The organism is Blastomonas sp. AAP25 (assembly GCF_001295965.1).
GTDB lineage: Bacteria > Pseudomonadota > Alphaproteobacteria > Sphingomonadales > Sphingomonadaceae > Blastomonas > Blastomonas fulva.
In genome coordinates, this window is record NZ_LJHP01000002.1 from 261411 (window position 1) to 281409 (window position 19999).

The following is a 19999-nucleotide window of genomic DNA, read 5'->3' on the forward strand; positions in this document are numbered from 1 at the left end:
ATCTGGATGAGGAGAGCGTGCATGCCGATGACCACCAAGACCCTGGCAGCGCTTGCGCTGCTGAGCACCGCAGCCCTCGTGCAGGCTGCCGCGCCGCAAAAGCCGCTCACCGGCACATGGACCACCGATTTCGGCAGCGTGCGAATGATCGAGGGCAAGCAGGGCGAGGTCAGCGGGACATATGACACCGATGACGGCCGCATCACCGGCAGCATCGCAAACGGCGTGATCAGCGGCTTCTGGGTCGAATCCGCGTCGGACTATACCTGCGATACAGCCAGGATGGGCAGCCGCCATTGGGGCCGCATCCGCTTCGAGCTCAACAGCGCGGGCTCGGGCTGGACGGGCATCTGGTCCTATTGCGATTATGAGTATATCGTGGGCAATGTCTGGAACGGCAAGCGCGCGGATTGACCGCGCGCGCCTAACCCGCGCCGGATAGCCAGCGGGCAAAGTCCATCCAGGCCGCCGTCGACCAGATCACCGGGGTGAGCACGATGCGCACCACGACAATCGCCGATCCGATGATCGCTGCAGGGTGAAAGCGCCGGGTTACCAGCCAGTCCCGTACGATCAGCACGATCAGCAGCAGCACCACCACCAGCCCGGAGAGCGGCCCGACGGCCTCTCCGGGCACGCCGGACATGCCGATCAACCGGCCCGCGGAGGGCTGGACCATGTCGATCATCGCCACCAGCATCAACCGTTTGTGGACATCGCTGCGGTGCCGCATCGCCAGCGCGGCGATGATCAGCCCGCCGAACACCGGGACATCGAGCAGGGGCAGCGCGGCCCATGACAGCGGATCGATCCCGGGAGGCGCGGTCAGCGGCCTGTCTATACCGGCAATGCCCACGGCGATCGCCAGCGGGATCATGATCGCCACCAGCAGCATGCCGAGAAGTCCGAGCTGGCGGTGAATGTGCCGCTTGCCCGCCGAGATCAGCCCGGCCTGGACCATGAACAGCATCACCCACGCGCTGAACACCACCCCATGCAGATGCACCAGCGGATTGAGCGGTTCCATCGGATGCGGGGGCGCGATGAACGCGCGCAGATAGTAACTGGGCGCGAACCCGATCACGGTCAGCGTCAGGATCGTCGCTGCCATCGCCAGAAAGAAACGATGCTCGCGCTCGGCCTTGCTCGGACCCGCCCCTGCAAACTGCGCCATGCTGTGTGATCCCCCCGGATGAAGGGGCAGTCTGCTACGATGCCGATGCAAGCGCAATGGCTTGTTGCATTACGCTATACGTCATCAGGACTATGGCGCCGCGCGATAATCCGCAGTCACGGCGGCAACTGCGGCGATTTCGTCCTCATGTGCCGGGTCGCGCCAGGTTTCGGCCAGGGCGGCTGCCTCCCAGTCGACCATCGCAGGGTGGCTCAGAATCCGCCCCACCCACGCCCTGCCTTTGTCGCCGATATCCAGACCGAAGCTGCGCACCCGGAAGGCGACCGGCGCAAAGAACGCATCGACCGCGCTGAACTCGGCGCCGGCCAGCCAGGGTCCGCCAAAGCGGTCGAGCCCTTGCGCGAACAATTCGCCGATCCGCTCTATATCCGCCTGCAGCGCCGGGGGTATCGCGATCAGATCGGCACGCACCCCCACGCTCATCGGGCAGATGTTGCGCAAAGGCGAAAAGCCCGAGTGCATTTCCGCGGCTGCCGAGCGTGCCCAGGCGCGCGCCGCGGTGTCGGCGGGCCACACGCCAGGATGGCGCTCGGCGAGATATTCCACGATCGCCAGCGAATCCCACACGACGATATCGCCATCGTGCAGGCACGGCACCTTGCCATTGGGCGCGAAGCTGCGGAACTCGGCCGAATTGTCGGGCCCGGCAAAGGGCACCAGCCGGTCTTCGAAAGCGATCCCGAGCCCGCGCATCAGCAGCCAGGGGCGCAGCGACCAGCTCGAATAATTGCGGTTCGCGGTGAACAGGGTGTAGGCCATGGTTACTCCGCAGGCTTGAGATGGCGGTTGAGGAACGCGGTGCTGTCGCCGAGCACCGGCCCCTTGGAGCGGAACGGCTTGGACAGGGCCATCACCACCTCTTCGTGGTCGAGCCCCTGATAATTGACCATCTGCGCCACCGCACCTTGCTGCTTGAGCCGGGCGGTGAGGTTGATCGCGTTGCGCGGGCGCACGGTGGTGTCCTCGCTGCTGGTGATCAGCAGCATCGGCGGCGCATCGGCGCGGGCAAAGGTGATCGGCTGGGTCGCCTGCGGATCGGGATAGGCCGACATCGCATCGATCGAGCGCTTAGTGGTGAAGGGGTAGAAATCATACGCACCGCTCAAGCCCACCACCGCCTTGACGATGCCGGGATCGACGCCTGCGGCTTTCAACCAGCGCGGATCGAGCGCCAACAGCACTGCAGTGTGCGCGCCTGCCGAATGCCCGGAAAAGCCGATCGCGTCGGGGTCACCGCCATAACGACCGATATTGTCGCGGGTCCAGGCGACCGCATCGGCGGCATCCTCGATAAATGCGGGGAAGCGAACCTGCGGCACCTTGCGGTAATCGGGGACGACCACGACGAAACCCTGCCTGGCGAAAGCGCGTCCGGCAAAGGCATAATCCTGCCGCGCCCCCTTCACCCATCCGCCGCCATGCCAGAAGATCAGAACCGGCCGCCTGTCACCATCGGCGGCGTCGGCTGCGCGCCAGACATCGAGCGTCTGGCCCTGATCGCCGAACGGCACGGCCTCGGCCACCAGCGCGGCACCCTTGCCCCCGCCGGTCGCAGCATCGAGATGGCTCAGCAGCAGCGGCGGCGAGGCGGTGGCAGCATAAAGCCCCATCCCGCCCAGAACCGCAACCAGCCCGCCCAGACCCAGCTTGGTGCTACGCTTCATGCGCTGGCTCAAGAGACGTAGTGTGCGGTCGTCCTGGCCGCGACATCCTCGGCCGTCACGCCGGGTGCCAGTTCGATCAGCTTGAACGGGCTGTCGTGGTCGGGGCGCTGGAACACGCACAGGTCGGTGATGATCATGTCGACCACGTTCTTGCCGGTCAGCGGCAGCGTGCACGACGGGATGAACTTGGGGTCGCCGTTCTTGGAGGTGTGCTCCATCACCACGATGATCTTCTTGACGCCCGCGACCAGATCCATTGCGCCGCCCATGCCCTTGATCATCTTGCCCGGGATCATCCAGTTGGCGATGTCGCCATTTTCGGCGATCTCCATCGCGCCCAGCACGGTGAGGTCGATGTGCCCGCCGCGGATCATGGCAAAGCTGTCCGACGAGCTGAAATAGCTCGACGAAGGCAGCTCGCTGATGGTCTGCTTGCCCGCGTTGATCAGATCGGCATCCTCGTCGCCCTCCAGCGGGAACGGGCCGATTCCGAGCATGCCGTTCTCCGATTGCAGCGTGACCTCCATGCCCTCGGGCACATGGTTGGCGACCAAGGTCGGAATGCCGATGCCGAGATTGACATAATAGCCGTCCTTCAATTCCTTCGCGGCGCGCGCCGCCATATCGTCACGGGTCCAGGGCATAGTCTAGGCTTCTCCACTCAAGCTGTTCCAGGCTCGCCAGGTACCGATGGCATACACCAGCCCGAAGACGAGGACGATTGCGGACGACCACCGGAGAAAGGTTTCCGACAGGTCCGGACGTTGAAAGGCGGACGGGAAAAACAGCACCAATCCGCGTAAAAGATAAATGGCGCTGATCACGACCAGCCCGGTGCGCAGCAACGGCAGCCGGGCGATCAGTCCCGCGCCTGAAAACGCATAGGCCGCCCAGATTGCGAGCACGGTCGCGATGCCGAGCGTCATGATCACGGGAACCCAGCTGCCCCGCGCCGCAGCACGGGCGATACCTTCGCCCGCGCCGAAGAAGCGATACCAATCAGGTCCGCCTATGATGCATGCCAGATGCAGCAGTGCGGCAGCAACGCTCAGCGATCCGCCGACGATTAACCAGATATTGCCCTGCTGCAGGCTGGTCACTGCTGCGGCTCCCAGTGCGTTTCAGCCGGGAATATATCATCGAAGCCGCCGCGGATCGACGGGCCGTAGACCGGATTGGCGAACAGGAACCAGCCATTGCCCCAAAGCGCATCGTAAGGCGCGGCGGTCGCCAGCGCGCGGCGCTGCAGCGGCGGCAGTTCGGGCTTGTTGAACAGGTTGCGGAAATCGCCAAGCTGATCACCCGCCATCGCGACAACGCACCAGCGCGAGGCGATGGTCGCGCGGCGCATGTCCTTGCTCGATCCGCCCGCATCGTCGCCCATCAGGAACAGGGTTTCGCCGTGCCTGAAATCGCCAAGGCCGGCAGCGGCCAGCGTTTGTTCGCTGCCTGCTGCGTTGGCGGCGGACCGGTTGGTGTTGGCGATCGGCGTGATTCCGGCGGCACGCAGCGCGGCCATCGCCTCGATCGCGCCCGGCATCGCCACAGCCTTGCCGGTGCCGGTCTTTTCCCACTGGTCCCAGGTCTTGGCGTCGAACTCGGCGCCGCGCAGCGCGAACCAGCGCATCGGGCCGATGTTCCAGATCAATGTCTCGTCGGCATCGAACACCGCAGCGAGTGGCTTGGTGCCGCAGGGCACCGGCTTGCCGGTCGCATCGTCGATGATCACGCTGTCGGCTGGGCGCGTTCTTGCCTTGGCGGTCGCGTAGCTGGTCAGCGCGCCAAAGGTCTGCCGGGTCGCAATCGCGCCCTCAGCCGATCCATAGAGCCACTGCTGGCCCATCGGCACGGACGGTGCCGCGGCGGGCGCAGGCGCTGCGGATGCAATAGGTTCGCTCTGCACTGTCGAACAGGCAGACAGGGCCAAAGCAGCGGCCACTACAATCCCCTTTCCCCTACCGCTTGCGGGAGGGGCAGGTTCAGCTTGCTGAACCGGGGTGGGCATGGAGCCCGACCGGTAGCGCAGGCCCATCCCGGCCTTCGGCCACCCCTCCCGCAAGCGGTAGGGGAGAAAAGCGGCGATCATCACGCTGCGGTCCGTTCGCGCACCGTCCGGAACTCGATCTTCTTGTCGTACGGCGCACCGCAGATCAGGCGCTTGATGTAGATTCCAGGGACGTGGATGCAGTCGGGATCGAGGCTGCCGGTCTCGACGATTTCCTCGACTTCCGCGACGCAGACCTTGCCCGCGGTCGCCATCGGCTGATTGAAATTGCGGGCGGTCTTGCGGAAGATCAGGTTCCCCGCCTTGTCGGCCTTCCAGCCCTTGATGATGCACAGATCGGCGTAGATGCCGCGTTCCAGAATATAGGTCTGGCCGTCGAAATCCTTGTGCTCCTTGCCTTCGGCCACCTGGGTGCCGACGCCGGTCTTGGTGTAGAAGCCGGGAATGCCTGCGCCCCCTGCCCGGCAGCGTTCGGCAAGCGTGCCCTGCGGGCAGAATTCCACCTCTAGCTCGCCTGCCAGATACTGGCGCTCGAATTCCTTGTTCTCGCCGACATAGCTCGAAATCATCTTCTTGACCTGGCGGGTGCGCAGCAGCTTGCCCAGCCCCTCGCCATCGATCCCGGCATTGTTCGAGGCGATGGTGAGGTCCCTGGTGCCGGCATCGCGGATCGCGTCGATCAGCCGCTCCGGAATCCCGCTCAGGCCAAAGCCGCCCGCACAGATGTGCATCCCGTCAAACAGCAGACCTTCCAGAGCGGATGCGGCATCGGGATAGATTTTCTGCATGGCGAGGTGTCTCCCAGGAGTATGATGACGTGGGCGAAGGAATGATTCGCTCCCCTGCGGGTGCCCTAGCGACACAAAGCCTCTTTTTCCAGCCGCCGCTTGATTTGAATCAATGCAAGTTGTGCCTGGCCCTCCCAAGCTCAGTTCATGAACACCAAGGAGAAGGCACTATGAAATCGATCCTGCTTTACGCCGATGGCGGCGCCGCATTCGAATCCCGGTTTCAGGTGGCGCTGGACCTTGCCCGAAGCCAGTCGGGACATATCACCTTCCTTCAGGCGACGCCGTTGTCCGGCTTCATCGTGATGGACCCGATGGGCGGCAGCTATGTGCCTGCCAGCATGCTGGAACAGCTGCGCGCCGATGAGGACAAGCTGCGCACGCTGGTCGAAGCGCGGATGAAAGTGGAGGGAATGCCCTGGGACTGGACGGCCTATGATGGCGATGTCACCCAGGCGGTGATCAGCGCCTCGCGCCTGGCCGATGTCATCGTGCTTTCGCTGGAAAACACCGGCCGCAACGTCCGTCCGCATCCGCTGCTGGCGATTGCCGATGTGGCGGTGGAAACCCGCTGCCCGGTGCTCGCGGTGCCGACCGATGCCAAATCGTTCAACACCGGGGGCAATATCCTGGTAGCGTGGGATGGCAGCCATGAGGCGGCGAATGCGCTGAAACAGGCGCTGCCGATGCTGCAACAGGCCCAATCGGTGCATCTGGTGTCGGTGGTCGAGCCCAAAAAGGCGGGCGGCTTCCCCTCCACCGAGGCCAGCGAATATCTCTCGCGCCACGGAGTGCGTAGCGAGCTGATCGAGCGCGAGCGCGGACTGCTCGCGATCGAGGAAGTGATCGAGAATGTCGCGGCCGAGATCGGCGCGGACCTGCTGGTGATGGGCGCGTTCGGCCATAGCCGGCTGCGCGAGGTGCTGCTGGGCGGCGTGACGCGCTATTTCCTCAGGGATTCAAACATCCCGCTGCTGCTGGCGCACTGAGCGCCAGCCACGGGTGGGCGCGATCAGAAGCGCGCCCGCACCGTGAAGCGCGCGTTTACCGGCTCGCCCGTGGTGATGTTGTTGTCGTTGTGCGAGGCGGGGAAATAGCGCTCGTCGAACAGATTCTCGACATTGATCTGCGCCTCGATCTGATCGGTTAGCTTGAAGAATACGGCGGCATCGACGCGGGTGAAAGCGGGTAGCCGCACGATGTTTGAGATACTGGCGAACTGGCTGGCCTGATGCGTGACGCCCAGGCCGAAGCCCAGCCGGTCGTTTACATCATAGCGGTTCCACAGGCTGGCAAGATGGCGCGGCACCTGGCCGATCGCCCGGTTGGCGACAGCGCCTGCAACGACCCGCCCGCGTTCATCGGCATCGAGATAGGAATAGCCCGCATTCACCTGCCAGCCGGGCATGACCTGACCGGTCAACTGCGCTTCGAAGCCGCGGGTCCGGCTGCCGGTGATCAGCGAGTTGGCGGGGTTGGCGGGATCGACCACCACGCCGTTTTCACGGTCGAGCTGGAACACCGCCGCTGACACGCGCAGGTTGGCCGCGATGTCCCATTTGGCGCCGAATTCGTAGTTGTCGAACGCTTCAGGGGCCAGCGTCGCCTGCGCGGGTGTCAGGGTGAGGAACTGGTCGCCCGAGCGCGGCAGGAAGGTCTTTGTGTAGCTCGCATAGATCGACACCTGCTCGAGCGGCTTGAAGATCAGCCCGACACGGGGCGACCATTCGGTATCGGTGCGGCTGAGCTGGCGGCCGGCCTGGATGTCGTTGACGTCGATTTCGAACCGATCATAGCGCGCGCCTAGCACGACATCGAAATGATCGCCGAGGCCGATCTGGTCCTGCAGATAGACCGAATAGAAGGTGACGTCCGAGACGGTGTTGCGGTTGTTGACCGGGAAGGTGATCGCGGGGATCACCAGCGGGTCGGTGAACGCGAAGGTCGCGATATTGGTGCCGCTGGTCGCGAACCGCCCGTTCTGGCGGCTGTTGGCAGAGCGCTGGTCGCCATATTCATAGCCCGCGAGCAGGGTGTGGCTGATCGCACCGGTCTGCCCGGTCCACACCAGATTGCCCTGCACAAAGAAATTCTCGCGCCGGGTGGCATCGCGATAGGAATCGAGCGTCACCCGTCCTGCGGCCAGATTGCTCGCCGCAGCGAACAGATTGCTGTAGGCCTTGTCGAAATCCGCATACTGGACCGTCATGTCATAGCGCAGATTGTCGGTGAAATCGTGCTCGAACCGCCCGCGCAGGATGTGCGCTTCCAGCGTCGTGGTGTTGAGCTCGGGCGAGCCGAAGAAGGTGCGGTAGAAACCGCGCACCGGGCCCGCCGGATTGGCGACTGTCCCGCCGGTGGCCGCAGGAATGCCGCGATCGACGATGCGGTCGTCATCGACATATTCGTAGGACAGCACCAGACGCGACTTTTCACCGATGCTGAAACCTGCGGTCGGGTTGATCGCGATGCGGTTGCCCTCGAACACGTCGCGGTGATTGTCGAACTCCTCGTACATCGCATTGAGCCGCAGGCCGACGCTTTCACCCAGAGCCGCATTGATGTCGCTGGTCAGTGCAAAGGCGCCGAAGCTGTCGACCGAGGCCGAGCCACCATAGAAGGTCTCGTCGAGCACCGGGGTCTTCGTGACTCGGTTGACCACGCCGCCACCGCCGCCGCGACCGAACAGCAGGGCGTTCGATCCCTTGAGAACCTCGACGCGCTCGAGATTGTAGAGCGGGCGGTAATACTGGACGTCGTCGCGGATGCCGTCGACGAAGAAGTCCGCGGTCGTGTCCTGTCCGCGGATAGAGATCTGATCGCGGTGTCCCTCGCCCTGGTTGGTCGAAACGCCAGGGGTGTAGCGCAGCACATCGGCGAGGTCCTGCAGCGCCTGATCCTCGATCTGCTCGCGGGTATAGACCGAGATCGCCTGCGGGATATCGACCAGGGACGTCGGGGTCTTGGACGCGCGGACGATGTCGAGCGCAAGATACCCCTCGTTGCGTCCGGTAACGATGATCTCGCGCCGGTCGGCATCGGATTCGGCATCGACCGCTTCGGTGCCTGCGGCATCTGCGGCAGCGGCTGCAACTGCCGTTGCCTCGGTCGCGGCAGCGGGCAATGCCACGGCTCCAGCCCACACCATGGCCATCGTGCTGACGGCGCGCGCAAAACTGGATTTCATGGGTTTGCCCCTTTTTGAGGTCGATGTTCAGGTCGATCGGCTTGCCGCCGGCTGCCAGCGATTCTCGTTCGCAGCAAGTTTCGCCTAATGATAGGCATTCTTAACTGCAATAGAAAACTTGGGCTGAAATGCTTAGAACGCGCGGCGCGGCAATGGGCTGGCACTCGCATGCCATTGCATCTAGACTTGGCTCCAATATCCCCTGCCCCTTGCCGCAAGGACCACGCCTGCGATGTTCAAATTCCTGAAATGGCTGCTTATCCTTCTGCTTATCGCGATCATCGGCCTCGGCATCTGGGGCTATGCGCCCGACATCGAGCCGAGCGAGCTGCAGGCGCAATATGGCCAGCCGCCCTCGCGGTTCATCGAGCTGCCCAATGGCCAGAGCGTGCACATCCGCGATGAAGGCCCGCGCGATGCGCCCGCCATCTTGCTGATCCATGGATCGAATGCCTCGCTGCACACCTGGGATGGCTGGGTTGATGCGCTGAAGGCGGATTATCGCGTGGTGCGGTATGATCAGCCGGGCCATGGCCTCACCGGCGCGCAGGTCAAGGAAGACTACAGCACCGAAGCCTTTCGGGACACCGGCGCCGAAGTGATGAACAAGCTGGGCATCGCCCGTTATGTCGTTGCGGGCAACTCGATGGGCGGCTGGGTCGCGTGGAACATGGCGCTGGCCTATCCCAAAAGGGTGGCCGGGCTGGTTCTGATCGACGCCTCAGGCGCGCCTGACGCCAAGCCCACCAAGATCCCGATCGGTTTTCGCCTGGCGCAGAGCGCGGCTGTCCGCCCGATCCTGAAGATCTTCACGCCCCGCGTCATCATCAAGCAGAGCCTGGAACAATCGGTCGCCGATCCTGCCAAGATCACCCCCGAGATGGTCGACCTGTACTGGAAGCTGCTGCGCCACCCCGGCAACCGCGAGGCAACCGTGGCACGCGGCGATTTCCCGCGTAAACCGGCAAACGCGCTGGAGTTCGCGGGCCTGACGATGCCTTCGCTGATCCTGTGGGGCAAGAAGGACACGCTGATCCCGCTGGCCAATGCCACCTGGTTCGCGCGCCAGCTGCCCAACGAGACCGTCGTCGTCTATGACGACCTCGGCCACATTCCGATGGAGGAGGACCCGGTGCGCACCGTCGCGGATTTCAGGGCCTGGCTCGAGAAAACCGGGCTCAACCTGCCTGCAACAGCGGTGACACAATCCGATCCTAGAGAGGGTCTGGCCAACCCTGGGGAAGGCGCCGCCCCCGCCGAACCGGCAGCAACACCGGCTACGGCTCCCGGGGGCTGACATGGGGGAGCGGATGCACAGCATTGCCGTCTACAATCTGAAGGGCGGCGTGGGCAAGACCACCAGCGCGGTGAACCTGGCCTGGTGCTCTGCGGTGCTTTCGGCGCGGCGGACGCTGCTGTGGGATCTCGACCCCCAGGGTGCAGCCAGCCACCTGATCGGCGATGACCGCGCGGTCAAGGACGAGGCGCGGTCGATCTTCGCGCGCGATGTCTCGGCGGACAAGCTGGTACGCCCCTCGCGGATAGCAGGGCTGGACCTGCTCGCCGCCGACCACTCCTTGCGCGGGCTGGACCGGCTGCTGTTCGAGATCGGAAAGGCCAAGCGCCTCAAAAAGCTGCTAGATGGTCTGGGCAAGACCTATGACCGGATCATCCTCGATTGCCCGCCGGGACTCAGCGAAACCTCGGATCAGGTGCTGCGCGCGGCCGATCTGGTGATCGTGCCGATCATCCCCTCGCCGCTGTCGCAACGGGCCTTCGTCGAGGTGCAGGCCTATCTCGACGGCAAATCCGGCCGACATGCGCCGATGCTGCCGGTGTTCGTGATGGTCGATCGCAGGCGGGCGCTTCACAAGGCGGCGCTGGAGAAATATCCCGACTGGCCGGTCATTCCCATGGCGAGCGCGGTCGAGCGGATGGCAGAAGAGCGGATGCCGGTGGGAGCGTTCGATGCCAGAAGCCCGGCGGCGCAGGCCTATGCCAAGCTCTGGCAGGGGATCGAGCGCAAGCTTGCCGGCTGAAGCCGGATCAGAGCGGCAGCGGGTAGCGCGCGAAAATCAGCGCAGTGGCGCAGCCCGAGACCATCACGAAGCGCAGGACCGCAATGAATGCAGCATTGGGTATCGGGCGGGCAATGAGGGCGCGGGCTTTGCTCATGCTGCGAGCATGCGCGTCAAGGCTCTAACAAGCGGTTAATGTCCGCGGCGCGTCTCGGCGGATGAGATGGATGTCGATGCCAAGGTCGAGGCCATTCCATTGTCGATCGGCGGTCAGCACGGGAAGGCTGCGGTGCTGCGCCAAGGCAAGACACGCCCGATCCCCCAACGACAGGCCGAGATGGCGCGTGGCTGCACATGTGCACAGGCTGGGTGCGCCTAGCCGGCGGCCAGCGCCTCGAGTGCCTCGCCCTCGATCCGCCAGGGCTCCCAGCCGACCGAATGGTGCGCGCCGATATGGCGATAGAATTGCTTGGCCTTGTCGTTCCAGTCCAGCACCGCCCAGTCCATCCGTGCACAGCCGCGCGACTTGGCCTCGCGCGCCAGCGTGGAGAGCAGCGCACGTCCGGTGCCGGTGCCGCGCGCGGCATCTGCGACGAACAGGTCCTCCAGATACAGCGAGGGCGCGCCGGTCCATGTCGAATAGGTGAGGAACCACAAGGCGAGCCCGACGATCTCGCCGTCCAGTTCAGCCAGATGCGCAAACACCTGGGGGTCGTCGCCGAAGAGCGTTGCCCTGAGCGATGGCTCGGTCGCCTTCACCGCGTCGGGCTCTCGCTCGTACACCGCCAGCGCCACGACCATGCGCAGAATATCGGCCTCGTCGCCGGGCCGCGCCGGACGAATGGTGACGGGCGCGTTCTTTTGTGTCTGCATGTGTTCAATGATTCCCGGCAAATTTTAGGCCTACCACGCAGGCGATCAGCCCCGCCACCAGCGCCATCCGGACGATGCCGAGCGATTCCGCGCCGGTTGCGACCCCCACCGCCAGCGTTCCCACTGCGCCGATTCCGACCCACACCGCATAGGCCGTTCCCAACGGGATGACCTTGGCCGCTTTGTCGAGCAGGCTGAAGCTCAGGAACGCGCAGACCATGAAGCCCGCCGTCCAGCCGATCTCGCGAAAGCCGTTCGAATAGCGCATGCAGGTGGTGAAGCCGACTTCGAACAAGCCGGCGCCAAGCAATAGCAACCAGGCACTCATTGGGCTATTCGGCCGCTACCGGCTCGGCATTTCCCGCATCGCTGGTTTCGGCCTCGATCTCGGCGGCCTTGGCCTCGACCAGCCGGACGATGTGATCGACCATGCCCTCGTCCTCGACCGTGTGATCGGTGATGCCCGAGAGGTACACCATGTGCTTGCCCTTGCCGCCGCCAGTGAGGCCGATATCGGTCTCGCGCGCCTCGCCCGGGCCGTTGACGACACACCCCAGCACCGACAGCGACAATGGCGTGTTGATGTGCTGCAGCCGTTCCTCGAGCTTCTGCACGGTGCGGATGACGTCGAAGCCCTGCCGCGCGCAGCTGGGGCAGCTGACGATGCGCACGCCCCGGGTACGGATGCCCAGCGACTTGAGGATCTCATAGCCGACGCGCACCTCTTCTTCGGGCTCGGCCGAAAGCGAGACTCGAATGGTATCGCCGATGCCAGCCCAGAGCAGGTTGCCGATGCCGATCGCGCTCTTGACCGTGCCGCCGATCAGTCCGCCCGCCTCGGTGATTCCGAGGTGCAGCGGGCAATCCACCGCATCGGCGAGCTGCTGGTACGCCGCCACGGCGAGGAACACGTCGCTCGCTTTCACCGCGACCTTGAACTCGTGGAAATCATGGTCCTGCAGCAGCTTGATATGGTCGAGCGCGCTTTCGACCAGTGCCTCGGGGCACGGCTCGCCATATTTCTCCAGCAGGTCCTTTTCGAGGCTGCCGGCGTTGACACCGATGCGGATCGCGCAGCCATTGGCTTTGGCCGCGTTGACGACCTCGCGCACCCGGTCGGACGATCCGATATTGCCGGGGTTGATGCGCAGGCACGCCGCGCCCGCATCGGCCGCTTCGAGCGCGCGCTTGTAGTGAAAATGGATGTCCGCGACGATCGGTACCTTGGCGGCGCGGGTGATCTGCTTCATCGCGGCGGTGGATTCGACATCGGGGCACGACACGCGGATGATGTCCACGCCCGCTTCCTCGCAGCGGCGGATCTGGTCGATCGTGGCGCGCGCATCGGATGTCAGCGTGTTGGTCATCGTCTGCACCGTGACCGGTGCATCTCCGCCGACCGGAACGTTGCCCACCATGATCTGGCGGCACTTGCGCCGGTCGATATCCCGCCAGGGACGCAGAGAAGGGTTGTGGGCCGACATAAATTGCTCTCCAAGAGTGTGACACCGCTATAGTCGCTTCGATGCGCTTTGGCGAGAGATCAGGGGATGGGTATCGGCATGAAGATGATGATCAAACTGGCGCTGGCAAGCAGCCTGATGGCGCTGGCGGGGACAACCGCGATTCCCGCTTGTGCCCAGACCCAGGCTCAGGCTTCCACCCCCCAGCGCAGCGCGCACGAACAAGCGGCTCGCGAGCTGTATCGCAACATCATCGGCTTCCGCACCGCGCGCGGGCACAAGCAGGTGCCTGCCATGGTGGCGTATCTCAAGGGCGAGTTCGTCAAGGCCGGCTTTGCCGAGACCGATATCTCGGTCACCGATTACGACAGCGCAGGCGAGCCGACCCAGGGTCTGATCGTGCGCTATGCCGCCAAGGGCAAGCCCAAGGCGGGACCGGTTGTGCTGCTGGGGCACATGGATGTCGTCGAGGCGCTGCCCGAGGACTGGGAGCGCCCTCCGTTCACGCTGACCGAGGAGGACGGCTATTTCTTCGGGCGCGGCACGCTCGACAACAAATACGGTATCGCCAGCCTCTCGCACACTTTCCTCCGGCTGAAGCAGGAAGGCTGGGCGCCCAGCCGCGACCTCTACCTCGTCTTTTCGGGCGACGAGGAAACCGGGATGATCACCACCCGCGCGCAGGCAAAGCTGGTCGCCGAGACGATCAAGCCAGCGCTGGTGCTCAACGGCGATGCCGGCGGCGTCCGGCTGACCGAGGACTACAAGCCGATCCTGTTCGGGGTGCAGGCGGCGGAAAAGACCTTCGCGACCTTCGAACTCACCGTCACCAACCCCGGCGGCCACTCCTCGCGCCCGCGCAAGGACAATGCGATCTACGAACTCGCATCGGCGCTGAAGGCAATCGAGGCCTATCGCTTCGAGGTGCGCGACAATGCGATCACCCGCGGATCCTTCGCCGAAATGGGCAAGATCACCCCCGGCCCGCTGGGCGAGGCGATGCTGGCGTTTTCGCGCAACCCGGCGGACGAGGCCGCACGCGCGACATTGCTTGCCTCACCCACCACTGCCAATCTGCTCTCGACCACCTGCGTTGCGACGATGCTCAAGGGTGGCCATGCCGAAAACGCGCTGCCGCAATCGGCGACAGCGACGGTCAATTGCCGCATCTTCCCGGGCGAAGGCGGCGCTGCGGCGGCCGAGGCGACGCTCAAGAAGGTGATCGCGAACGACAAGGTGGTGTTCAAGCTCGCCACCGATGTGGTCGAGGCGCCTGCATCCACGCTGACTCCGGAGGTGCTCGCGGCGGTGAAGGCGGGCGTGCACCCGCGGTTCCCCGGCCTCGTCATCGCGCCGTACATGGAATCGGGTGGCACTGATGGCATGCACTATCGCGCGCTGGGGATGAACACCGTGGCGATCAGCGGCGCTGCGATGCGCGATGCCGACATGTTCGCGCACGGCCTCAATGAACGCATCCGGGTCGAAGATTTCTACGCCGGGCTGGATCACTGGTACCTGATCCTCAAGCATCTGGCACGCTAGAGGCGATTCAAGCCATCCAACGTCATTTCCGCGAACGCGGGAATCCCGCTGTCTTGCGCGGTTCGCGCAGAAGCGGGACCCTCGCGTTCGCGGGGGTGACGATCAGGGATGTCGGTGCGCAATGACCCTCGCTTTAGCAAGTCCTCCCGCGCCGATCGTCACGGCGCGGTCTGGAACGGCTTCGCTTCGGCCAGGATCAGCGCAAACCAGTCGTCGGGGTCGGTCCATTCGTGGCACATCGTCCAGCCGCCGGCGCGCAGCAGCAGCCGCGCATCGCGGGGGCCGTATTTGTGGCTGTTCTCGGTGTGGATCGTCTCGCCCTCGGCCATGCTGAAGCGTTCGCCCAGCACCTCGAACGTCATGTCGGCCTGCGCTTCGAGATGCATCTCGATCCGCGCATAGCTGTCGTTCCAGCGCGCGACATGGGCAAACTGCTCGACCGGGATGTCGGCGTCGAGCTCGCGATTGATCCGGCGCAGCAGGTTGAGGTTGAACTCGCCGGTGACGCCCTGCGCATCGTCATACGCCGGTATCAGGATGTCGGGTGACTTGATCCGGTCCATGCCGATCAGCAGCATCGACCCCTCGCCCATCGTCTCGCGCATCGATCGGAGCAGATCGACCGAGCTGCGCGCCACCATGTTGCCGATGGTCGATCCGGGGAAGAAGCCCAGCTTTGGCACGCCCGCCACCGCATCGGGCAGCTTGAGCGGGCGCATGAAATCGCCCTCGAGCGGATGCACCGCGAGCTCGGGAAAATCGGCGGCAAGCGCCGAGGCTGAATCGCGCAGGAAATCGCCCGAGATGTCGATCGGCACATAATGCTCGCCCTGCACCGCGCGCAGCAGGTGCGGTGTCTTGACCGAGGAGCCCGATCCGAATTCGACCACCGCGCGTCCCGCGCCGCCATGCGCGGCAACCTCGCCGCAATATCGTTCGAGCAGCGCGGTTTCGGTGCGGGTGGGGTAGTATTCGGGCAGGTTGGTGATCGCCTCGAACAGCTCCGAGCCTGCAAGGTCATACAGCCAGCGCGCCGGAATCGCGCGGCGGGGGCTACGGAAGCAGGCGAGCACATCCGCGCTGAAGGCAGGATCAGCCGAAGTTCGGGAGACAGTGGATGGTGCTTCGATCGCCTGGGCACTGCTGGGCACGGGGCTGGACTCCTGAATTTTCGTTACAGATCCCGCGCCAGTCTGAGCCCGGTGAACTGCCAGCGCTGATGGGGGTAGAAGAAGTTGCGATAACTGGGACGCACAGAGCCGCGCGGGGTTGCACAGCTGCTGCCGCGCAGCACGAACTGTCCCGACATGAACTTGCCGTTGTACTCGCCGACCGCGCCCTCAGCGGGCTTGAAGCCGGGATAGGGGCGATAGGCGCTGCCGGTCCACTGCCAGACGTTGCCAAACAGCGCGTCTGCCGCATCGGCGCGCGGCCGCACCGGACCAGCGGCATCCAGCTGGTTGCCGCCCAGCGGATCGTGGCTCGCGGCGATCGCCTCCCACTCCGCCTCGGTCGGTAGCCTTGCGCTAGCCCACGCGGCATAGGCGTCGGCCTCGTAAAGGCTGATATGGCAAACCGGTGCCGAAGGATCGACGCTGCGCAGGCCATCGAGCCCGAACTGTTGCCAGTGCCCGTCCTCGTCCTTGCGCCAGTAGAGCGGCGCGTCGATACCGTTCGCCTGCACCCAGGCCCAGCCATCGGCGAGCCAGTGGCGCGACTGGGCGTAACCGCCATCGGCGATGAACGCGGCCCATTCGCCATTGGTCACCGGGCGGCTGGCCAGGGCGTAGGGGGTCAGCAGCACCGCATGGCGCGGACCTTCGCAATCGAAGGCGAAGCGATCGCCGCCATGGCCGATCTCGACCTGGCCGACGGGCCCTTCTATCCATTCGACCGGCCGTGGCTCGACCGCAGGCATCGGCGCGGCAGGCCAGATCGCCGGAAACAGCGGGTTCTGCGCAAACAGGTGCAGGATGTCGGTCAGCAAGAGCTCCTGGTGCTGCTGCTCATGGTTCAGCCCCAGTTCGACCAGCGCCAGCGCATCGTTACTCAAGGTTGGCATCGCCTTTAGCATCGCCGCATCGACATGCGCACGATAGGCGCGAATGTGGTCGAGCGATGGCCGGGTGAGCAGCCCGCGGTGCGGCCGCGCATGCCGCGCGCCTTCGGCCTCGTAATAGCTGTTGAACAGGAAATGGAAGTCGGTATCGAACGGCTGGTATCCTGCGACATGATCGCGCAGCACGAACGTTTCGAAGAACCAGCTGGTGTGCGCCAGATGCCATTTGGCGGGCGAGGCATCGTCCATCGACTGGACCGTGGCATCGGCATCGGACAATGGCTCGGCCAGCGCCAGACTAAGCCCGCGGACGTGCGCGAGCAGATTGGTCAAGGCGGTGGCGGGTGCCTCATGAGAAAGGGCGGTGGCGCTCATGGTCGTCATGTCTTCCCCGTGAAACTTTCAGTGGTCACTTCAGCCGCCTCGTCATTCCCGCAAACGCGGGAATCCCGCTAACTTGTCTGGCGATTACAATGCGGGGCCCCCGCCTGCGCGGGGGTGACGAAAAACTCAGCGAGAAGCGCCCGGAACCCAGAGCGGATCATCGCCGTTGTTGATCCGGCGTGCGAGGACGAACAGGAAGTCCGACAGCCGGTTGATGTACATACGGGCTGCGGGATTGATCGATCCCTCGTGCGAGGCGGCGACCAGGGTGCGCTCGGCGCGCCGCGCAATCGACCGGGCGAGATGCACCGCGGCGGCGCCGGGGCTGCCACCGGGCAGGATGAAGCTGCGCAACGGCGGAAGGCTGTCATTCACCGCATCGATCCGCGTCTCGATCCAGTCGACCTGCGACGGCACGATCCTCAGCACCATTTCGGAGGGCTCGAAATCCTCGCCCGGTGTGGCGATATCGGCGCCCAGATCGAACAGGTCGTTCTGCACGCGCACCAGATCGGCGGTGAATTCGCTGTCGCCCAGCGCCACGACCGCAAGGCCGAGCGCGCTGTTCAGCTCGTCGATATCGCCGATCGCAGCCATCCGCGCGCAGTCCTTGGGAACGCGCGAACCATCGACCAGGCCCGACGTGCCGTCATCGCCGGTGCGGGTGTAGATCTTGTTGAGCTTGACCATCAGCTGTCCCCCAAGCCCCGAAGGCTCAGCGGTTGACCAGCATCAGCACTGCGACGGCAGCGATCGCCATCGCCTGATATTTGACGCGGGCAAACATCATCTTGTTCTGCATCTGGTGGCTGCGTCCGACCCCGGGCGATTTGAGGTCTTCCTCGGTCATCTGGATGAAGGAGACGAGGCCGCGCACGAGGCTGACCAGGACCATGATTGCCAGAGCGACAATCGCAAGGATGATGATGACGTTCATGGCAAGCTATATGAGGCGTGAACCCGGGAAATGCCAGACGGAAGGTGATTTTTTCTCAAATTATCGAGCAGCGCCGCCCCGTCCTCTCCGGCCTCGCGAAGTGCCGCCAAAGCCGCGGCGCCTTCGCTCTTGGCAAGCTTGCGGCCATCGGCTCCGGCGAGAAGATCATGGTGCAGATAGAGCGGCACCGGCAGGCCGAGCAGCGCCTGCAGCAGACGGTGGACATGGCTAGCGGCAAACAGGTCGCGCCCGCGCACCACATGGCTGATCTGCTGGTGCGCATCATCCAATGTCACCGCGAGATGATAGCTCGCCGGCGCATCCTTGCGCGCCAGCACGACATCGCCGAACAGTTCGGGCCGCGCGGGTTGATCGCCGGCTTCGAGATCGTGCCAGACGAGCGCGCCGGTCTCGGCAATCGCGCGCGCCAAGTCCAGCCGCCAGGCATGCGGTTCATTTCGCATCCGCCTCCCGCGCTCCGCCTCGTCTAGCAAGCGGCAGGTGCCGGGATAGACAAGGCCATCGGGCCCTGGCTGCGCGCCTGCGGCTGCAATCTGGCTGCGGGTGCAGAAGCAGGGGTAGACCAGCCCGCGCGCCTTCAACCGCTCCAGCGCCGCGTCATACGCGGCAAGTCGCGAGGACTGGAACAGCACATCGCCATCCCAATCCAGCCCCAGCCAGCGCAGATCGGCAAAGATCCCCTCGACCAGCTCGGGGCGCGAGCGTACCCCGTCGATATCCTCGATCCGCAGCAGGAATTCGCCGCCCCGTTCGCGCGCGAAATCATGCGCGCGCATCGCGGCATAGGCATGCCCCAGGTGCAGCGCGCCATTGGGGCTGGGCGCAAAACGGGTGCGGACACGCGCCTCAGCGGTCACCTCGCTAGCGTCCGCATCGGGGCCATCTTTCCCTTGGGTGTAATGCGCCAACTTATCACCATATATTGTGGCAGCGCCCTCTTGACCTGTGCGGCCGCCTCATGCTGATTAACCGTAAATCCGGTTATCACGTTTTTGTCATGGGGCTGTCACGCAACACGGTTTATAGGAAGCAGCGCGGACGAATGGGAGAGGGTTTGAGCCGACCATGTTTCATCCCGATTTGATCGAGCGGGCCATAAGGGACCCGCACCCCGACTTTATCCGGCACCCGGATAGCTGCCCCGCCCTCGTTCTCAATGCCGATTACACCCCCCTGAGCTATTATCCGCTCAGCCTGTGGCCGTGGCAGACCGCGATCAAGGCGATCTTCCTCGACCGGGTCGATGTCATCGAGACCTATGAGCGCGAGGTGCATTCGCCGACGGTCCAGATGAAGATCCCGTCGGTGATCGCCTTGAAGCAATATGTGAAGCCGTCCGAATACCCCGCCTTCACCCGCTTCAACCTGTTCCTGCGCGACCGCTTCCACTGCCAGTATTGCGGATCGCCGCACCAACTGACCTTCGACCACGTCGTCCCCCGCCGCCTGGGCGGCAAGACCACCTGGCAGAACGTCGCAACGGCATGTGCACCCTGCAACATGCGCAAGGGCGGACGCACGCCCGCGCAAGCCAACATGCGCCTGATGGTCCCCCCGATCCGCCCGACCAGCTGGCAGCTGCAGGAACGTGGCCGCGCGTTTCCGCCGAACTATCTGCACGATAGCTGGCACGACTGGCTGTATTGGGATGTCGAGCTGGAGGCTTGAGGGGGGGCAGAGTGTTCTGCGTGCGGCAGTTACGGCCGCAATTGGGTGGGGAGGTGACGCTTGATTTTCTGGTGGGAGGGTGTGGTTACGCTCCACTCCCCGCTAAGGACCGGTTTTACAGACCGGCTGCCGGAACTACCGGCTTTACCCTCCCAAGCAAACGCGTTGGCAGTCCCAAGCGGGGGGAAGGAA

Annotated in this window: 23 protein-coding genes; 6 read left to right on the forward strand and 17 right to left on the reverse strand. The window is 64.5% G+C overall.

Annotated elements, in window-relative coordinates:
* The first annotated feature begins 27 nt into the window (after window positions 1-27).
* On the forward strand, window positions 28-414 hold the full coding sequence (locus IP68_RS03120) for a hypothetical protein (protein WP_054133497.1): 387 nt from the start codon (window positions 28-30) through the stop codon (window positions 412-414).
* Between the two features lie 10 nt (window positions 415-424).
* Here IP68_RS03120 and IP68_RS03125 read toward each other — a convergent pair whose 3' ends face one another.
* The 7 genes from IP68_RS03125 to IP68_RS03155 all read right to left on the reverse strand — a co-directional run bounded on the left by IP68_RS03125 (window position 425) and on the right by IP68_RS03155 (window position 5652).
* Window positions 425-1174, reverse strand: a complete 750-nt coding sequence (locus IP68_RS03125; RefSeq protein WP_054133498.1) for a hypothetical protein — start codon at window positions 1172-1174, stop codon at window positions 425-427.
* Window positions 1175-1264: 90 nt separating this feature from the next.
* Window positions 1265-1954, reverse strand: a complete 690-nt coding sequence (locus IP68_RS03130) for a glutathione S-transferase family protein (protein ID WP_054133499.1) — start codon at window positions 1952-1954, stop codon at window positions 1265-1267.
* A gap of 2 nt (window positions 1955-1956) precedes the next feature.
* Complete coding sequence (locus IP68_RS03135; protein WP_054133681.1) at window positions 1957-2859, reverse strand: alpha/beta hydrolase; 903 nt, start codon at window positions 2857-2859, stop codon at window positions 1957-1959.
* An 8-nt stretch (window positions 2860-2867) separates the two neighbouring features.
* Window positions 2868-3503: a 3-oxoacid CoA-transferase subunit B gene (locus IP68_RS03140; protein ID WP_054133500.1), complete on the reverse strand. Its 636-nt coding sequence runs from the start codon at window positions 3501-3503 to the stop codon at window positions 2868-2870.
* A gap of 3 nt (window positions 3504-3506) precedes the next feature.
* The gene (locus IP68_RS03145) at window positions 3507-3959 is read right to left on the reverse strand and encodes a hypothetical protein (protein WP_197275705.1); all 453 of its coding nucleotides are present in this window, start codon (window positions 3957-3959) and stop codon (window positions 3507-3509) included.
* Window positions 3956-4798 (reverse strand): HAD family acid phosphatase, encoded by an 843-nt coding sequence (locus tag IP68_RS03150; protein ID WP_231683648.1) that lies wholly within the window; start codon window positions 4796-4798, stop codon window positions 3956-3958. The genes IP68_RS03145 and IP68_RS03150 overlap by 4 nt, the downstream gene beginning before the upstream one ends.
* Window positions 4799-4944: 146 nt before the next feature.
* A complete protein-coding gene (locus IP68_RS03155) occupies window positions 4945-5652 on the reverse strand; it encodes a CoA transferase subunit A (RefSeq protein ID WP_054133501.1) in 708 nt (235 codons plus the stop codon).
* Window positions 5653-5822: 170 nt separating this feature from the next.
* Here IP68_RS03155 and IP68_RS03160 point away from each other — a divergent pair, with 170 nt between their 5' ends.
* Window positions 5823-6641, forward strand: a complete 819-nt coding sequence (locus tag IP68_RS03160) for a universal stress protein (protein ID WP_054133502.1) — start codon at window positions 5823-5825, stop codon at window positions 6639-6641.
* A 23-nt stretch (window positions 6642-6664) separates the two neighbouring features.
* On the opposite strand, the gene IP68_RS03165 is transcribed toward IP68_RS03160, so the two are convergent.
* Complete coding sequence (locus tag IP68_RS03165) at window positions 6665-8839, reverse strand: TonB-dependent siderophore receptor (protein ID WP_231683650.1); 2175 nt, start codon at window positions 8837-8839, stop codon at window positions 6665-6667.
* A 232-nt stretch (window positions 8840-9071) separates the two neighbouring features.
* On the opposite strand from IP68_RS03165, the gene IP68_RS03170 reads away from it, so the two are divergent.
* Both IP68_RS03170 and IP68_RS03175 read left to right on the forward strand, forming a co-directional pair.
* Window positions 9072-10136 (forward strand): alpha/beta fold hydrolase, encoded by a 1065-nt coding sequence (locus tag IP68_RS03170; RefSeq protein WP_054133504.1) that lies wholly within the window; start codon window positions 9072-9074, stop codon window positions 10134-10136.
* Window positions 10137-10149: 13 nt separating this feature from the next.
* Window positions 10150-10878 carry a ParA family protein gene (locus IP68_RS03175; RefSeq protein ID WP_197275706.1) on the forward strand — a complete coding sequence of 243 codons (729 nt, stop codon included), beginning with the start codon at window positions 10150-10152 and terminating at the stop codon, window positions 10876-10878.
* A gap of 7 nt (window positions 10879-10885) precedes the next feature.
* Here IP68_RS03175 and IP68_RS20725 read toward each other — a convergent pair whose 3' ends face one another.
* The 4 genes from IP68_RS20725 to ispG form a co-directional block, all read right to left on the reverse strand.
* Window positions 10886-11014, reverse strand: coding sequence for a hypothetical protein (locus IP68_RS20725; protein ID WP_255352524.1), 129 nt, complete (start codon window positions 11012-11014; stop codon window positions 10886-10888).
* Window positions 11015-11232: 218 nt separating this feature from the next.
* A complete protein-coding gene (locus IP68_RS03180; protein WP_054133506.1) occupies window positions 11233-11730 on the reverse strand; it encodes a GNAT family N-acetyltransferase in 498 nt (165 codons plus the stop codon).
* Between the two features lie 4 nt (window positions 11731-11734).
* Complete coding sequence (locus IP68_RS03185) at window positions 11735-12058, reverse strand: multidrug efflux SMR transporter (RefSeq protein WP_054133507.1); 324 nt, start codon at window positions 12056-12058, stop codon at window positions 11735-11737.
* Window positions 12059-12062: 4 nt separating this feature from the next.
* A complete protein-coding gene (gene ispG / locus IP68_RS03190; RefSeq protein WP_054133508.1) occupies window positions 12063-13214 on the reverse strand; it encodes a flavodoxin-dependent (E)-4-hydroxy-3-methylbut-2-enyl-diphosphate synthase in 1152 nt (383 codons plus the stop codon).
* 78 nt (window positions 13215-13292) lie between these two features.
* Here ispG and IP68_RS03195 point away from each other — a divergent pair, with 78 nt between their 5' ends.
* Entirely contained in the window at window positions 13293-14738 is a 1446-nt protein-coding gene (locus tag IP68_RS03195) for a M20/M25/M40 family metallo-hydrolase (RefSeq protein WP_231683652.1), read from the forward strand.
* Between the two features lie 158 nt (window positions 14739-14896).
* Here the strand turns inward: IP68_RS03195 and egtD are convergent, their stop codons facing one another.
* The 5 genes from egtD to gluQRS all read right to left on the reverse strand — a co-directional run bounded on the left by egtD (window position 14897) and on the right by gluQRS (window position 18996).
* Window positions 14897-15889, reverse strand: a complete 993-nt coding sequence (gene egtD / locus IP68_RS03200; RefSeq protein ID WP_231683655.1) for an L-histidine N(alpha)-methyltransferase — start codon at window positions 15887-15889, stop codon at window positions 14897-14899.
* A 23-nt stretch (window positions 15890-15912) separates the two neighbouring features.
* Window positions 15913-17172 (reverse strand): ergothioneine biosynthesis protein EgtB, encoded by a 1260-nt coding sequence (gene egtB, locus IP68_RS03205; RefSeq protein WP_082382102.1) that lies wholly within the window; start codon window positions 17170-17172, stop codon window positions 15913-15915.
* Between the two features lie 135 nt (window positions 17173-17307).
* Window positions 17308-17871, reverse strand: coding sequence for a cob(I)yrinic acid a,c-diamide adenosyltransferase (locus IP68_RS03210; RefSeq protein WP_054133510.1), 564 nt, complete (start codon window positions 17869-17871; stop codon window positions 17308-17310).
* Window positions 17872-17896: 25 nt separating this feature from the next.
* A complete protein-coding gene (locus IP68_RS03215; protein ID WP_054133511.1) occupies window positions 17897-18118 on the reverse strand; it encodes an HIG1 domain-containing protein in 222 nt (73 codons plus the stop codon).
* The gene (gluQRS, locus tag IP68_RS03220; protein WP_054133512.1) at window positions 18115-18996 is read right to left on the reverse strand and encodes a tRNA glutamyl-Q(34) synthetase GluQRS; all 882 of its coding nucleotides are present in this window, start codon (window positions 18994-18996) and stop codon (window positions 18115-18117) included. The genes IP68_RS03215 and gluQRS overlap by 4 nt, the downstream gene beginning before the upstream one ends.
* 208 nt (window positions 18997-19204) lie before the next feature.
* Here gluQRS and IP68_RS03225 point away from each other — a divergent pair, with 208 nt between their 5' ends.
* Window positions 19205-19807, forward strand: a complete 603-nt coding sequence (locus IP68_RS03225; protein ID WP_054133513.1) for an HNH endonuclease — start codon at window positions 19205-19207, stop codon at window positions 19805-19807.
* The last annotated feature ends 192 nt before the right edge of the window (window positions 19808-19999 follow it).

Excerpts from the sequence above, each read along its gene's own strand:
- IP68_RS03120 (WP_054133497.1), top strand. The coding sequence starts at position 28 with ATGACCACCAAGACCCTGGCAGCGCTTGCGCTGCTGAGCACCGCAGCC.
- IP68_RS03125 (WP_054133498.1), bottom strand. The coding sequence starts at position 1,174 with ATGGCGCAGTTTGCAGGGGCGGGTCCGAGCAAGGCCGAGCGCGAGCAT.
- IP68_RS03130 (WP_054133499.1), bottom strand. The coding sequence starts at position 1,954 with ATGGCCTACACCCTGTTCACCGCGAACCGCAATTATTCGAGCTGGTCG.
- IP68_RS03135 (WP_054133681.1), bottom strand. The coding sequence starts at position 2,859 with ATGAAGCGTAGCACCAAGCTGGGTCTGGGCGGGCTGGTTGCGGTTCTG.
- IP68_RS03140 (WP_054133500.1), bottom strand. The coding sequence starts at position 3,503 with ATGCCCTGGACCCGTGACGATATGGCGGCGCGCGCCGCGAAGGAATTG.
- IP68_RS03155 (WP_054133501.1), bottom strand. The coding sequence starts at position 5,652 with ATGCAGAAAATCTATCCCGATGCCGCATCCGCTCTGGAAGGTCTGCTG.
- IP68_RS03160 (WP_054133502.1), top strand. The coding sequence starts at position 5,823 with ATGAAATCGATCCTGCTTTACGCCGATGGCGGCGCCGCATTCGAATCC.
- IP68_RS03165 (WP_231683650.1), bottom strand. The coding sequence starts at position 8,839 with ATGAAATCCAGTTTTGCGCGCGCCGTCAGCACGATGGCCATGGTGTGG.
- IP68_RS03170 (WP_054133504.1), top strand. The coding sequence starts at position 9,072 with ATGTTCAAATTCCTGAAATGGCTGCTTATCCTTCTGCTTATCGCGATC.
- IP68_RS03175 (WP_197275706.1), top strand. The coding sequence starts at position 10,150 with ATGCACAGCATTGCCGTCTACAATCTGAAGGGCGGCGTGGGCAAGACC.
- IP68_RS20725 (WP_255352524.1), bottom strand. The coding sequence starts at position 11,014 with ATGAGCAAAGCCCGCGCCCTCATTGCCCGCCCGATACCCAATGCTGCA.
- IP68_RS03180 (WP_054133506.1), bottom strand. The coding sequence starts at position 11,730 with ATGCAGACACAAAAGAACGCGCCCGTCACCATTCGTCCGGCGCGGCCC.
- IP68_RS03185 (WP_054133507.1), bottom strand. The coding sequence starts at position 12,058 with ATGAGTGCCTGGTTGCTATTGCTTGGCGCCGGCTTGTTCGAAGTCGGC.
- ispG (WP_054133508.1), bottom strand. The coding sequence starts at position 13,214 with ATGTCGGCCCACAACCCTTCTCTGCGTCCCTGGCGGGATATCGACCGG.
- IP68_RS03195 (WP_231683652.1), top strand. The coding sequence starts at position 13,293 with ATGAAGATGATGATCAAACTGGCGCTGGCAAGCAGCCTGATGGCGCTG.
- egtB (WP_082382102.1), bottom strand. The coding sequence starts at position 17,172 with ATGAGCGCCACCGCCCTTTCTCATGAGGCACCCGCCACCGCCTTGACC.
- IP68_RS03210 (WP_054133510.1), bottom strand. The coding sequence starts at position 17,871 with ATGGTCAAGCTCAACAAGATCTACACCCGCACCGGCGATGACGGCACG.
- IP68_RS03215 (WP_054133511.1), bottom strand. The coding sequence starts at position 18,118 with ATGAACGTCATCATCATCCTTGCGATTGTCGCTCTGGCAATCATGGTC.
- IP68_RS03225 (WP_054133513.1), top strand. The coding sequence starts at position 19,205 with ATGTTTCATCCCGATTTGATCGAGCGGGCCATAAGGGACCCGCACCCC.